General features: G+C 71.8%; 13 protein-coding genes. 3 read left to right on the plus strand and 10 right to left on the minus strand.

Annotated elements, in window-relative coordinates; translation table 11 throughout:
* Nucleotides 1-95: 95 nt before the first annotated feature.
* A complete protein-coding gene (locus ACWCSU_RS39155; protein WP_449941908.1) occupies nucleotides 96-1,925 on the plus strand; it encodes a protein kinase domain-containing protein in 1,830 nt (609 codons plus the stop codon).
* 54 nt (nucleotides 1,926-1,979) lie between these two features.
* Here the strand turns inward: ACWCSU_RS39155 and ACWCSU_RS39160 are convergent, their stop codons facing one another.
* The 7 genes from ACWCSU_RS39160 to ACWCSU_RS39190 form a co-directional block, all read right to left on the minus strand.
* Nucleotides 1,980-4,022, minus strand: a complete 2,043-nt coding sequence (locus ACWCSU_RS39160) for a cellulose binding domain-containing protein (protein WP_449941909.1) — start codon at nucleotides 4,020-4,022, stop codon at nucleotides 1,980-1,982.
* Between the two features lie 157 nt (nucleotides 4,023-4,179).
* Nucleotides 4,180-4,806, minus strand: coding sequence for a response regulator transcription factor (locus ACWCSU_RS39165; RefSeq protein WP_357708022.1), 627 nt, complete (start codon nucleotides 4,804-4,806; stop codon nucleotides 4,180-4,182).
* A gap of 3 nt (nucleotides 4,807-4,809) precedes the next feature.
* On the minus strand, nucleotides 4,810-5,991 hold the full coding sequence (locus ACWCSU_RS39170; RefSeq protein WP_449941910.1) for a sensor histidine kinase: 1,182 nt from the start codon (nucleotides 5,989-5,991) through the stop codon (nucleotides 4,810-4,812).
* On the minus strand, nucleotides 5,988-6,713 hold the full coding sequence (locus ACWCSU_RS39175; RefSeq protein ID WP_449941911.1) for an ABC transporter permease: 726 nt from the start codon (nucleotides 6,711-6,713) through the stop codon (nucleotides 5,988-5,990). Before ACWCSU_RS39175 ends, ACWCSU_RS39170 begins: the two co-directional genes overlap by 4 nt.
* Nucleotides 6,710-7,426, minus strand: a complete 717-nt coding sequence (locus ACWCSU_RS39180; protein WP_357708026.1) for an ABC transporter ATP-binding protein — start codon at nucleotides 7,424-7,426, stop codon at nucleotides 6,710-6,712. Before ACWCSU_RS39180 ends, ACWCSU_RS39175 begins: the two co-directional genes overlap by 4 nt.
* A gap of 76 nt (nucleotides 7,427-7,502) precedes the next feature.
* Nucleotides 7,503-7,970 carry a hypothetical protein gene (locus ACWCSU_RS39185; RefSeq protein ID WP_449941912.1) on the minus strand — a complete coding sequence of 156 codons (468 nt, stop codon included), beginning with the start codon at nucleotides 7,968-7,970 and terminating at the stop codon, nucleotides 7,503-7,505.
* A 79-nt stretch (nucleotides 7,971-8,049) separates the two neighbouring features.
* Entirely contained in the window at nucleotides 8,050-8,817 is a 768-nt protein-coding gene (locus tag ACWCSU_RS39190) for a hypothetical protein (protein WP_449941913.1), read from the minus strand.
* Nucleotides 8,818-8,955: 138 nt separating this feature from the next.
* Between ACWCSU_RS39190 and ACWCSU_RS39195 the strand changes: the two genes are divergently transcribed.
* Nucleotides 8,956-9,786, plus strand: a complete 831-nt coding sequence (locus ACWCSU_RS39195; RefSeq protein ID WP_449941914.1) for a nucleotidyltransferase family protein — start codon at nucleotides 8,956-8,958, stop codon at nucleotides 9,784-9,786.
* On the opposite strand, the gene ACWCSU_RS39200 is transcribed toward ACWCSU_RS39195, so the two are convergent.
* The gene (locus ACWCSU_RS39200; protein WP_449941915.1) at nucleotides 9,787-10,275 is read right to left on the minus strand and encodes a hypothetical protein; all 489 of its coding nucleotides are present in this window, start codon (nucleotides 10,273-10,275) and stop codon (nucleotides 9,787-9,789) included.
* 116 nt (nucleotides 10,276-10,391) lie between these two features.
* On the opposite strand from ACWCSU_RS39200, the gene ACWCSU_RS39205 reads away from it, so the two are divergent.
* Entirely contained in the window at nucleotides 10,392-10,856 is a 465-nt protein-coding gene (locus ACWCSU_RS39205; RefSeq protein ID WP_449941916.1) for an anthrone oxygenase family protein, read from the plus strand.
* A 56-nt stretch (nucleotides 10,857-10,912) separates the two neighbouring features.
* On the opposite strand, the gene lpdA is transcribed toward ACWCSU_RS39205, so the two are convergent.
* Nucleotides 10,913-12,292, minus strand: a complete 1,380-nt coding sequence (lpdA, locus tag ACWCSU_RS39210) for a dihydrolipoyl dehydrogenase (RefSeq protein WP_357708034.1) — start codon at nucleotides 12,290-12,292, stop codon at nucleotides 10,913-10,915.
* A gap of 39 nt (nucleotides 12,293-12,331) precedes the next feature.
* Entirely contained in the window at nucleotides 12,332-12,706 is a 375-nt protein-coding gene (locus ACWCSU_RS39215) for a tautomerase family protein (protein WP_449941917.1), read from the minus strand.
* Nucleotides 12,707-12,712: the final 6 nt, after the last annotated feature.

Genomic DNA, 12,712 nt, shown 5'->3' on the forward strand with positions numbered 1-12,712 from the left:
CCGGGGGTGCGGTGTGAGGCCGCGAGGGCGCTGATCTTTTTTGTCCCGATCATCCTGACTATTGTGATCCCCATTGTTCGGGGGGAAGGCGGGCGATGGACGCGGATGGGGCCGAGGCGTTCCTGGGCAGCCGGTACGTGCTGCTCGACGAGATCGGCGCCGGGGCGATGGGGACCGTCTGGCGGGCGCGGCACCGGGAGACCGGGGAGACCGTGGCGGTCAAGATGTTGCGCAGCAACCTCGCCGGTGACCAGGACCTGGTGCTGCGGTTCGTCCAGGAACGCAATGTGTTGCGGACCCTACGCCATCCCCACATCGTCACGATGCGTGACTTCGTCATCGAGGGGGAGCGGCTCGCCCTGGTGATGGACCTGGTCGAGGGCGGGGATCTGCGCGGCCGGCTCCAGCAGCACGGCACGCTGCCCCCGGCCGTGGCCGCCGAGCTGATGGCCCAGGTCGCCGAGGCGCTGGCGGCGGCGCACGCGATGGGTGTCGTGCACCGGGACGTCAAGCCAGGGAACGTCCTGATCGACGGGCCCACGGGGCAGGTGCGGCTGACGGACTTCGGGGTCGCGCGGATCGTCCTCGGGCCTGGGCTGACGCAGACGACCTCGATCATCGGGACGCCCGCGTACCTGTCGCCCGAGGTGGCCGACGGTGGCCCTCCCACGGGCGCGGTGGACGTCTATGCGGTCGGTCTGATCCTTTATGAGCTGATGGCCGGGCGTCCGCCGTTCGTCGGTGAGCATCCGATGGCTCTGCTCCGGCAGCATGCGATGGCCATGCCCCGGCGGTTGCCCGGGATGCCCGACGCGCTGTGGGCGGTGATCGCCGCTTGCACGGTCAAGGATCCGGCCGGGCGTCCGGCGGCGGGGCAGGTGGCGGTGGCGTTGCGGGAGGCGGTGCCGTCGGTGACCGGGCTGGCCGCCTTGCCGCGGGTCGCGAAGGGGGAGGCTCCGTCCGCGACGTCCGAGCCGTTGCCGCCGCCCGCGGGTGCCGGTGGGGCGGGGCCTCCGTCCGGGGGTGCAGTTGGGGTTGGGCCGGGTGGTGGCGGGGGCTCGGTGCCGTCCGCCGGTGCAGGCGGTGGGGACGGAACGGTTCCTTCCGGGGCGACTGCGCAGCGGCGGGGGCGGTCTCGTCAGTGGATCGTCGTCGCGAGCACCGCCACGGCGGTGGTGCTCACCGCGGCCGCGGTGGCCGTCATGGCGCCATGGCGTACGCCGGACGCGGGGGCCGTGAACGACGCGGCAGGGCTTCCGGGGACCGCGACCGCCGAAGTGGCCGGGACCGCGACGCCCGTTCCGTCCGAGCCGGATGAGAAGACGTCCCAGCCGGACGAGGCGGAGGAGGAACCGCTCAAGTCATCGCCGAAGAAGACGCCGAAGGAGCCGGTCCGTACACCGGGAACGGGCGGCTCGGAACGCACGGCGGCGCCCAGCGCGACCACGGACCCCACGCCGGCCCGTACGGCCGAGCCCCGCCGGACGCCGACAGGGCGGAAGACGGAGGCCCCGCACACCGTGGACCCCGGCACGGAAGGGACGAGCGCTCCGCCGCGCAGCTCCCGGCCGGACTGGAAGTGCCGTTCGTGGATCTCGGCAGGCAACGGCTCGGGGGTGGAGATGTCGCCCTGCATGGCCATGGTGGGCGATGTCTTCTACCTGAAGGGACGCATCAGAGGGGCGAGTACGGTTCGCTCGGACGTGCACGTCCAGCTCTACAACACCGACGCGGATCAGAACGCCTCTCAGCCGTTCATCTGCTCCGGGGTGGCCCCGCGCAACGACGGGGAGGTCGCCACCTGCGGGCCGTTCACCACCACGGCACCGGCCATCCGGGCCAAGCACGACGTACGGCAGCGGTGGCGGCGAGCGGGGACGGCGGCGTTCGGCGGTGGCGCGGAGAGCCCCTGGCTCCTCTGGTGACCAGCGGAAGGGCCGCCCGACGGGGAACGGCCCTTCGCGCGGTCAAGCCAGTGGTCACGGTCTGGTGGTGCAGACGGCGCCGTTGAGGGTGAAGGTGGTGGGGAGGAGGTTCGGGCCGGCGTAGTTGCCGACGAATCCGATCGTCGTCGAGGCGCCCGTGCCCAGGGACGCGTTGCCGGGCTCGCTGACGGCCTTGACGTTCGAGCCCGTCTCGGTCCAGGTGGCGCTCCAGCCGCTGCCCAGACTCTGCCAGGGCCTCGGCCAGGTGAAGCTCAGGGTCCAGCCGTTGACCGGGGCGCCGTTGTTGGTGATCTCGATGGCGCCGACGTAGCCGCTGGCCCAGTCGGTCTGGTCGGTGAGGCGGACGGCGCAGGAGCTGGTGGCGGGGGTGCCGGTGGTGAAGGTCAGGGGCGGGGAGGCCCAGGAGACGCCGCCGCCGCTGTCGCGCGCGATCACGTTGACCGTGTAGGTGCTGTCGGGCCTGAGGTTGCCCACCGTGTAGGAGGTGCCGGCGGTCTCGCCGAGCTGCTCGCTGACGGCGCCGTTCTGGCGGTGGAGCTCGTACTTGGCGATCGGGCGGGCGCCGGGGGCGGCGGCGGGCCAGGAGAGGGTGGCGGCCTTGTCGGTGACGTTCGAGGCCGTGGGGCGGCCGGGCGCGCCGGGGAGGCCGGTCTGCGGCGTGGCGGGGCGCAGGACCAAGGTGGTCAGGGAGAGCGGGGGCAGCGTCTGGCTGGTGGCGGTGCCGGTGGTCGCGGTGGTGATGGAGGTGGCGCCGTTCGTGTGGGTCAGTACGGTGGGCGCGCCCGCGGCCGGCGTGAAGCCCGCGTAGTCCACGGCGACCGGGTAGGACGTGTCCGGCGAGGTGTTGATCAGCATGACCGCGAGGCCGCCGTCGGGCCGCCGGACGGCGTGCGCGCTGACCTTCGGCTGGTCGGTCCCGGCCCGGACGAACTGGTCACCGGCACGGGCGAACCTGCTGACCATCTGCAGCGCGTGGTACGGCGCGAACGGCGTGTTCAACGGCGGCTCGCACACCCCGGACGAGTTGCAGACCCCGCTGGACAGCAGCCCGAAGTCACCGTAGTCGGTGTGCCCCTCGACCTGGGTGACGTTGCCGATGCCGTTGTGCACGTTCCACCAGTCGACGGTGAACACGCCGTTCGCCAGCAGGCTCGCGTAGGCGTCGGCGGCGGCCAGGGCGCCGGGCTGGGTGTTCGTGCCGTTGCTGCTGGAGCCGGTGTTGAACTCGGTCATCGCGAGGCCGATCCGGTCCGAGCCGGGCCCGGCGTACGCGGCGATCTGCCGCCGGGTGAGCTGGATCATGTCCGGGATCTGGCCGGCCCTGTCCAGGGCGCCGGGGTACCAGTGCAGGATCACGAAGTCGATCTTCGGCCCGGCCAGGGACAGGACGACCTTGTTCCAGCTCCCGTCGTCGCCTTCGGCGGTGATGGCGTCGGGCCAGTTGGCGGGGGTGGTCAGCACCGCGCCGATCTTGATGGACGGGTCGGCCGCCTTCATGGCGTCGGCGTAGGCGACGACGTTGCGCGCGTACTCGGCCGGGCTCTTGTCGGCGTGGTCGTCGGCCTCCCAGGCGCTGCCGTAGTGGCCGTTGCCGTAGTTCTCGTTGCCGATCTCCCAGTACTTGACGCCGTAGCCCTTGGTGACATTGGCGTGCCGGACCCAGGCGGCGGCCTCCTCAGCGGTGCCGGTGCCGTAGTTGGCGGTCACCATGGCCTGCGCGCCGGTACGCCGTACGCCGCGCATGAAGGTGTCGAAGTCGGTGTTCGGGGCGACGTACCCGCCGGGGGCGGTGTGGGTGGCCCAGTGGTAGATGTCGGAGTAGGAGCCGCCGGGGTAGCGCAGCAGCTTGACGCCCGCGTCCTTGAGGAGGTCGGCGGTCTGGTCGGTGCCCAGGTTCGAGTCCCAGATGGCATGGTTGGAACCGATGCCGGTCTCGGGGGCGGTGGCCAGGGCGGCGCGGGCGTTGACGGTCACCGCGACGGGGGTGACGTCGTCGGCGCGCGCCGGGGGAGCGATCAGCGCGGTCAGGGTCAGGAGGGCCGCGGTCGCGGCCCGGGGCAGGGTCATGCCAGGCATCGGGGTACCTCGCCGTGGGAAGCCGTGGGAAGCCGTGAGAAGAAGCCGTGGGTAGCGGTGTGACTCGACGCCCCCTCCTGACCAGGAGGCAAGCATGATCATGCGACGTCGGCTCCGGCCCGTCAATCGGCGCTGAAACTTTCACGCGTGACGCCGGTCAGGCGGGCTTGAGCAGGCCCCTGTCGTACGCCGCCGCGACGGCCGCCGCCCGGTCCTTGACCTCCAGCTTGGCGAAGACGTGCAGCAGGTGGGTCTTCACCGTGGCCTCGGTGACGAACAGCCGCCTGGCCACCTCGCGGTTGGTCGCGCCGCGGGCGATGAGAGCGAGCACCTCCAGCTCGCGCGGGCTCAGCGTGCGCTGCTCCGGCGCGTGCGCGCGCCGCGTGAGCACCCCGGCCACGGCCGGCGACAGCACGGTCTCGCCGCGGGACGCCGCCAGCACGGCCTGCCGCAGCTCGGCGCGTGGCGTGTCCTTGAGCAGGTAGCCGGTGGCGCCCTCCTCGATCGCGGGCACCACGTCGGCGTCGTCGCCGAAGGTGGTCAGCACGAGCACGTGCGTGCCGGGGCACTGCTCGCGCAGCCGGCGGATGAGCTCGGCGCCGCTCGTGCCCGGCATGCGCAGGTCGAGGAGCACGACGTCGGGGCCGGTGCGCAGGGCCACCGCGAGCGCCTCGGCGCCGTCGGCGGCCTCGCCGACCACCTCGAAGCCGTCGGTCTCGAAGATGCCGCGCAGCCCGTCGCGGACCACCGGGTGGTCGTCGACGATGATCAGGCGTACGGGCATGGCTCACGTTCCCGGGTCGGCGGGGATGGCCGGAACGGTGGCGGAGATGCCCGTCCCCTGGCCAGGGGCGCTCTCGACGGCGAGGCTGCCGGCCAGGCGGGTGACCCGCTGCCGCATGGCCACCAGCCCGAACCCGCCGCCGGACCCGCCGGTGGAGCCGGCGCCGGGGGTGAAGCCGGACCCGTCGTCACGGACGTCGAGCGCCACCACGTCCTCCATGTACGACAGCGTGATCCCCACCCGGGCGGCCCGCGCGTGCTTGCCCACGTTGGCCAGCGCCTCCTGGGCCACCCGCAACAACGTGCTCTCCACCTCGGTGTGCAGCGGCCGGGCGTCGCCCGTGACCGACACCGGGGCGGGCACCCCCGACGCCCGCGACCAGGCCGCCGCCACCTCCGACAGGGCCGTCCCGAGCTGCGCCGCGGCCAGCGGCGCCGGGCGCAGCGCCTGGACCGAGCGGCGGGCCTCGGTCAGGCTCTCCCTGGCCAGCTCGCGTACGGTCGCCAGCCGCGCGCGCACCGCCGGCGCCGCTCCGACGGCCTCGTCGGCCGCCTCCAGCTGGGTGAGGATGCCGGTCAGCCCCTGGGCGACGGTGTCGTGGATCTCCCTGGCCAGCCGCTGCCGCTCGCCGAGCACGCCCGCCTCGCGGGCCTGGACCAGGAGCCGGGCCTGGAGGTCGGCGTTCTCCTCGGCGAGCGCGGCCAGCCGGGCGCTCTTCTCCTTCAGCTGCGTGTTCTGCTCGGAGACGGTCTGGAACACCAGCCCGGTCATGGACGCCACCAGCACCCCGACCACGAACGAGGCCAGCAGCTCGACCGGGCCGCGACCGTCCGGCGGACGGGCGGCGACCAGCGTCCCGACCGTCACGGCGACCCCCGCGTACGCCCACAACCCCGGCAGCAGCGCGAAGCACTGGACGAACACCCCCACCCCGGTCACGGTGAAGACCGTGTCGATCCGCACCAGCGCCACGACCACCGCCAGCAGCACCACGAAGTAGCCGGCCACCACCCACGCCCGCGCCGTCCAGCCGGGACGGTAGGCCACCACGAACCAGTGCCAGGCCGCCGCGAACAGCGCCAGCGCCAGCACCTCCACCCGCCAGGCCCGCAGCAGCGAGAACAGCGCGGGAAGCAGCACCAGCAGGTACGGCAGGGCCGCGGTCACCCGCTCCCACCGGCTCACCACCGCAGGGCCTTCACCGCGACGCCGCCGGCGACCACGCCGACCGCCACCATGATCCCGAGCGCGAGCGGCGGAAGCGCGCCGGTCGACCAGCCGTCGCGGATCGCCTGGACGGCGGGCGCCATGGGCGTCAGGTCCCCGATCGCCCGCATCGACCCCGACATGGTCTCGCGTGGGATCACCGCGCCGGACAGGAACACCATGGGGAAGAACAGGGCGAGCCCGATCACGGTCGCCGCCCGGCCGCTGGGGGCCAGCGCGCCCAGCAGCAGCCCGACGGCGCCGAGGCTGAGCGCGCCGAGCAACCAGGCCAGGACCACGCTTGGAAGGCTCGCGGGCGCGCTCAGCCCGTAGCCGGCCACGCCGAGGACGACCAGCAGCACGCTTCCGAGCACGGCCAGCAGCATGTGCGCGGCCCACTGGGCGCCGCACAGCATGAACGGCGTGGCCGGGGTGGCCCGCAGCCGCTTGAGCACCCGCCGCTCCCGGTACTGGGCCAGCGTGGCGGGCAGGACGACCAGCGCGGCCAGCCCCACGACGAAGACGGTCAGCATCGGCACGGTCGCGTCGACGAGCCGCTCGCCACCGGGCAGCGGCCGGTCGCCGCCGCGCAGCTTGACCCAGAGCATGACCAGCGGGAAGGCCAGTGCGAAGTAGGCCGACATCGGATCGCGCAACCCCAGCCTGAGCTCGACGGCGATGACTCGCGTGAAGCCTTTCATGCCTGGGCCCTCCCCGTCAGGGTGAAGTAGGCGTCCTCCAGGGAGGCGGCCCGCGCCTCGCCGATCAGCTCGCGCGGGCTGCCCTCGGCCACCACCCGGCCGCGGTCGATGACGGCGATCCGGTCGCACAGGGCCTCGGCCTCGTCCATGAAGTGGGTGACCAGGACGACGGTGATCCCCCGGTCGCGCATGGCCCTGATCAGCCCCCAGGTGGTGCGGCGGGCGTCGGGGTCGAGGCCGGTGGTCAGCTCGTCGAGCAGGACCACCTCGGGGTCGCCGACCAGGGCCAGCGCGATGAACAGGCGCTGCTTCCAGCCGCCGGACAGGCCGCCGAAGCGGGCGTCCTTCCTCTCGGTCAGGCCCCATTCGTCCATGACGGCCCGCCAGTCGGCGGGGTGGTCGTACAGGGAGGCGTAGAGCCGCAGGGCCTCGCCGACCTTGATGCCGTCGGGGAGGGCGGCCTCCTGCAACTGGGCGCCGACGCGCTGGAGCAGCGCCCGCCGGTCGCCCTGCGGGTCGAGGCCCAGCACGCGCACGCTGCCGCCGTCGGGACGCCGCAGCCCGGACACGCACTCCACGACCGTCGTCTTCCCCGCGCCGTTGGGCCCGGCGAGCCCGAAGATCTCGCCGCGTTCCACGGTCAGGGAGACGCCGTCGAGCGCCCGGGTGTGTCTGTAGTTCTTGCGCAGGTCGTCGATCTCGATGACTGTCATGATCTGAGCATCACGGCGGAGCGGCGGCCGCGACATCCACCGATCGGTGGATGGCCGGGACGCCGCCGCCGATGCGTCACTTGGACAGGTAGAGGGTCTTCCAGGTGCCCGCGTACAGGCAGTTCAGGGACGGCTTGGAGCCCCTGCCCTCGGCGCAGACCTTCAGCTCGACCTGGTAGACGTCGCTGTACTCGAAGGAGAACCGCTTGGCCGAGCCGTAGGAGCAGTTACGGACGCTGCGCTCCTTGAAGGGCAGGTTGCTCCCGTCGCGGTACGTGATCCGGAACACCGCCCAGCCGCAGGCCGAGTCCTTGCGGGTCTGGTCGGTCAGCTTGCCGGAGATCCGCACCGCGTCGGCGGTCGGCAGGTCGGCGTGGTCCTCGCCGGTCGCGCTCAGCGAGCCGGTCGCCTTGGCGGCGTGCCCGGGGGCGTAGTAGGGACCCCACGAGGCCGCCGAGGCGGCCTGGGCGGGGGAGGCGGCGAGCGCGAGCAGGGCGGCGGCGGCGACACCGGTCAGGACGGCGGCGGTACGGGAGGTGGTCATCGAGGGGTTCCTTCCTCTCGGGGGATGACCACACGGTGCATTGGACCGATTTCATCCGGCTTGCCGGGCCGCTTGCAAACTAGTTGTATTTGTACTGCCTCGTCGCGACCCGATGGGAGCCGTTGAAGACCGAGGCGCGGTACATGCTGATCGACCTGTCGCCGTGCTCCGCCTTGCCGCAGGTGCCGAGGCCGGCGAGCTGGTGGATCTCGTACCGGGCGGTCGGGTCCCCGGCCACGAAGTACTCGGCGCGCGCCTGGTACTCGTCGGCCCTGGTGTCGCAGGCGAAGACGTAGGTGTCGCGCTCGTGGAAGCACACGCTCGCCCCGCCCTTGGTGGACGTGCACCGCTCCGAACGTCCCCGCGCGGCGGCCGGGGTGACCTCGGTGTCGCGCCTGACCGGGTACTTGGTGAGGTTGCGGACCGTCTTCCAGCGGCCCACCTTGACGCGGTGGTTGCCCTCGTACACGGCGGCCCGGAACGTCACGGTCCTGCCGATCTCGCGGTTGCCCCGGATCTCGCCCTTGCCGCCCAGGTTGTGGATGACGTACTTGGTGCCGAGGTACTCGTTCAGGTGGTACTCGACCGCGGCGTGCAGCTTGTCGTTCCGCGTGTCCTCGATCCAGATGCCCGGCCGGTCGCTGCCGTCCGGGCCCACGCACGCCTCGGCGCCCTTGACGCGCATGCAGGTGGGCTCGGCGCCGGTGATGGGGCCGGTGGTGAGGGCGGCGGTCAGGGCGGTGGTGGTCACCGGGGTCGGCTGTTGGGCGGCGGCGGCCGGCGGGCGGGCCTCGCCCCGGGCCACGGCCCCTTCCGTGGTGAGCACGGCGGCCGTCATCACGGCCATGGCTACGAGCTTGCGACCTAAAGCCACTTCGGTGTCTCCAGTCTCACGGGTCACACACCGGGCGGTGCATGAGTGTGACGCGAAAGATGTCGGAGTGGTTCAGAAATATGCGGTTTGAGCCTCGCTAGGGTGGGCTGAATGGCGGACGAGATGACTGACGAACGGCTGCGGGAGATCGCCGGAAGGCTGGCGGAGGTGCCCGGCGTGGTGGCCGTGGCGCTCGGCGGGAGCCGGGCACGCGGCACCCACCGGCCCGACTCCGACATCGACCTCGGCCTCTACTACCGGGGGCGCCTGGCCGTCGCCGACCTGCGCGAGCTGGCCCGGGAGATGACCGGTGAGTCGACCGACGTGACCGAGCCCGGCGGCTGGGGCCCGTGGGTCGACGGCGGCGGCTGGCTCACCATCGACGGTCTGCGGGTCGACTGGATCTACCGCGACCTCGACCGCGTGCGCCGCGTCTGGCACGACTGCCGCGCCGGCCGGTACGAGGTCGGCGTCCAGGCAGGCCATCCGCTGGGCTTCTACTCCCACGCCTACGCGGGCGAGGTGGCGCTGTGCAAGGTGCTCGCCGATCCGTCCGGCGAGCTGGCGGCCCTGCGCGCCGAGACGGCCGAGTACCCGCCCGCGCTGCGCGAGGCGCTGGTCCAGGGGCTGTGGGAGGCCGGCTTCTCGCTGACGATCGCCGGGTACGGCGCCGCCGGCCAGGACCCCGCGTACGCGGCCGGGGCGCTGTTCCGGGCGATCGGCGTCGCCTGTCACGCCCTGCACGCGGCCGACGGGGCCTGGCTGATCAACGAGAAGGGCATGGTCGCCGCCGCCGACCGGCTGCCCTCGGCGCCCGCCGGGTTCGGGGAGCGGGCCCAGGCGCTGTTCGCGTCCGTCGGCGGCACGCGGGAGGAGATCACCCGTACGGTGGCCGCCGCCGAACGGCTCGTCGCCGACGTCCGGGCCGCCTGCGGGGTGTGATCAGCCGTTCTCCTTGGCCCTGGCGGGGGCCAGGGTGGTCAGCAGCAGCAGGAGCGCGCTCTGGGCGAGCATGCCGGGCGCGAGCGGCGGGGCCGGGCCGACGGACTTGGTCAGCGCGTACCACCATTGGGTGAGGGGGGAGAGGGTCTGCCAGGTGTCGGCGTATCGGGGGTCGAAGGCGCCCATGTCATGGTTGGCCGAGATGTGCGCGTACACGCCGTAGGCCGAGGCGAGCAGCACCACCAGCGCGATCCCGCGGACGACCTTGAGCGTGAGGGGGGAGGCGTCCAGGGCGAGCACCACGAGCGCGGCCCCGAGCGCCAGCAGCGCCACCCACGGGACGAACTGCTGCCAGGACTGCCAGTGACGTTCGAAGGCCAGCTCCAGGGCCGCGCCCAGGATGCCCAGCGCGACCAGGCCGAAGAGCCCCAGGCGTACCGTGACGGCGCCGAGCCGTGCGATCTGCGTTTGCGCGTTCGTTGGAGGCACGCGCACCACGCTGCGCCCCCGGTCTCAGAGACATCTCAGGAATACATGAACGTTCAATGAGAATCGCGGCTTGCCCCTCGTTTCCGGACAACTGTGACTTAAGGGATCATAGGGACGTGAGCGTAGTCGCGGTCGTCCTCTCGGTGCTCGCCCTGGTCCTGAACGGACTGATGGCGGGCGTGTTCTTCGCCTTCTCCACCTCGGTCATGCCCGGCCTGGACGCCGTGGGGGAGGACGGCGCGACGGCCGCCATGCGCAGCATGAACAGGAAGATCCTGAATCCGGGGTTCCTGTCGACGTTCACGCTCGCGCCCGTGGCCTCACTGCTGGCCGGCGTGTTCCTGCTGATCGGCGGGGACGGCGGGCCCGCGGTCCTGGCGTTCGCGGCGGCCGCCGTCTACTTCGCGGGCTCGATCGTCGTCACGGCCGCGGTCAACGTGCCGATGAACAACGCCATCGAGGCGGGCGAGCTGGCGTGGAAGGCGTACGCGCCGCGCTGGACCCGGTGGAACACGCTGCGCGGATGGGCCTCGGCGCTGGCCGTGGCGCTGCTGGGCGTGGCCCTGTACGTCTGGGTCTGAACCGGCCGGATGCATCCCGATGGACGGGCACCGGGATGCGCATCCGCGCGACGGGATCACATGTTGATCATGTGGCCCGCGAGGCCGTGGATCGCCTCCTTGACCGCTTCGCCGAGCGTCGGGTGCGCGTGCACGTTGCGCGCGACCTCGTGCACGGTGAGGTCCCACTGCTGGGCCAGCGTGAGCTCGGGCAGCAGCTCGGTGACCTCGGGGCCGATCAGGTGGGCGCCGAGCAGCTCGCCGTGGGTGTTGTCACTGATGATCTTGACGAACCCGGCCGTGTCGCCGAGGCCGTGGGCCTTGCCGTTGGCCGTGAAGGGGAACTTGGCCACCTTGACGTCGTAGCCCAGGTCGCGGGCCTGCGCCTCGGTGTAGCCGAAGCTGGCCACCTGCGGCTGGCAGTAGGTGGCCCGCGGGATCATCACGTAGTCGAGCTCCATGGTCTCGGCGTCGCCGATGGTCTCGGCGGCGATGATGCCCATCGACTCGGCGGCGTGGGCCAGCATGAGCTTGGCGGTGACGTCGCCGATGGCGAAGATGTGCGGCACGTTCGTGCGGCAGCGGCCGTCGACGGCGATCGCGCCGCGCTCGGTGAGCTGCACGCCGGTCTTCTCCAGGCCGTAGCCGTCGACGCGCGGCTGGAACCCGATGGCCTGCATGACCTTGTCGGCCTCCAGCACCTGGGTCTGGCCGTCGCGGGTGACGGTGACCTTGACCGAGCCGCCGGTGTCCTCGATGCCGTCGACGCGGGTCGAGGTCAGCACCTCGATGCCGAGCCGCTTGTAGCGCTTGGCCAGCTCGGCCGAGACCTCTTCGTCCTCCAGCGGCACGACCCGGTCGAGGAACTCCACGATCGTGACCTTGACGCCGTAGTTGTGCAGCACGTAGGCGAACTCGACGCCGATCGCGCCCGCGCCCGCGATGATGATGCTGCGCGGCAGGTTCTCGGTGAGGATCTGCTCCTCGTACGTCACCACCCGCTCCGACAACTGCGTGCCCGGGATCAGCCTGGTGGTGGCGCCGGCCGCGATGATGCAGTGGTCGAACGTGATCGTCTCGTCGTTGACCTGCAGCGTGTTGGCGTCGAGGAAGGTGCCGCGGCCGTCGTACTCGGTGATGGCGTTCTTCTTCATCAGGTAGTGAACGCCCTTGACCCGGCCGTCGGCCACCTTGCGGCTGCGCTGGAAGGCCGCGCCGTAGTCGAAGCTCACCTCACCGCTGATGCCGAACGTCTTGGCCTCGTTGTGGAAGATGTGGGCCAGCTCGGCATTGCGCAGCAGCGCCTTGGACGGGATGCAGCCCACGTTCAGGCAGACGCCACCCCAGTACTTCTCCTCGACGACCGCGGTACGCAGCCCGAGCTGGGCGGCGCGGACGGCGGCCGTGTATCCTCCGGGACCCGCGCCGAGAACGACGACGTCATAGTGAGTGCTCATGACTCGGACCATACCGCCCGCCCCAGGTCACCCTTGACGCTAGACCTCCACCTTGTACGACAGCGTCAGCTCGTCGGCCGGAACCCCGCGGATCCCCCAGTTCACCTTGGGCATCTCGATGATCGTGATCTCCATGTCCTCGGGGTCGAAGCCCGACTTCTCGTAGATCGCCCGGATCAGCGCCCGCTTGGCGTCGTCGCTGCGTCCCGTGAAGCACACGACCTCGATGATCAGATAGTTCGCGCTTCGCTGAGGGCAGACGAAGTCGTCGGCGTCCATCAGCAGGAACCGGTGGAAGCGCTTCTCCTCAGGCACGCCCCACGCGCTCACCAGGCACGACTGCAGCAGATCGGAGATCTCCCGCTGCCGTCCGCCCCACACGTCACGCCGCCCGTAAACCTTCACTTGTGCCATGTCGGC

The sequence above is a fragment of the Nonomuraea sp. NPDC001699 genome (genome assembly GCF_053596455.1).

Coding starts and splice junctions, on each gene's coding strand:
- ACWCSU_RS39155 (WP_449941908.1), top strand. CDS start 96: ATGGACGCGGATGGGGCCGAGGCGTTCCTGGGCAGCCGGTACGTGCTG.
- ACWCSU_RS39160 (WP_449941909.1), bottom strand. CDS start 4,022: ATGCCTGGCATGACCCTGCCCCGGGCCGCGACCGCGGCCCTCCTGACC.
- ACWCSU_RS39165 (WP_357708022.1), bottom strand. CDS start 4,806: ATGCCCGTACGCCTGATCATCGTCGACGACCACCCGGTGGTCCGCGAC.
- ACWCSU_RS39175 (WP_449941911.1), bottom strand. CDS start 6,713: ATGAAAGGCTTCACGCGAGTCATCGCCGTCGAGCTCAGGCTGGGGTTG.
- ACWCSU_RS39180 (WP_357708026.1), bottom strand. CDS start 7,426: ATGACAGTCATCGAGATCGACGACCTGCGCAAGAACTACAGACACACC.
- ACWCSU_RS39185 (WP_449941912.1), bottom strand. CDS start 7,970: ATGACCACCTCCCGTACCGCCGCCGTCCTGACCGGTGTCGCCGCCGCC.
- ACWCSU_RS39190 (WP_449941913.1), bottom strand. CDS start 8,817: ATGGCCGTGATGACGGCCGCCGTGCTCACCACGGAAGGGGCCGTGGCC.
- ACWCSU_RS39195 (WP_449941914.1), top strand. CDS start 8,956: ATGGCGGACGAGATGACTGACGAACGGCTGCGGGAGATCGCCGGAAGG.
- lpdA (WP_357708034.1), bottom strand. CDS start 12,292: ATGAGCACTCACTATGACGTCGTCGTTCTCGGCGCGGGTCCCGGAGGA.
- ACWCSU_RS39215 (WP_449941917.1), bottom strand. CDS start 12,706: ATGGCACAAGTGAAGGTTTACGGGCGGCGTGACGTGTGGGGCGGACGG.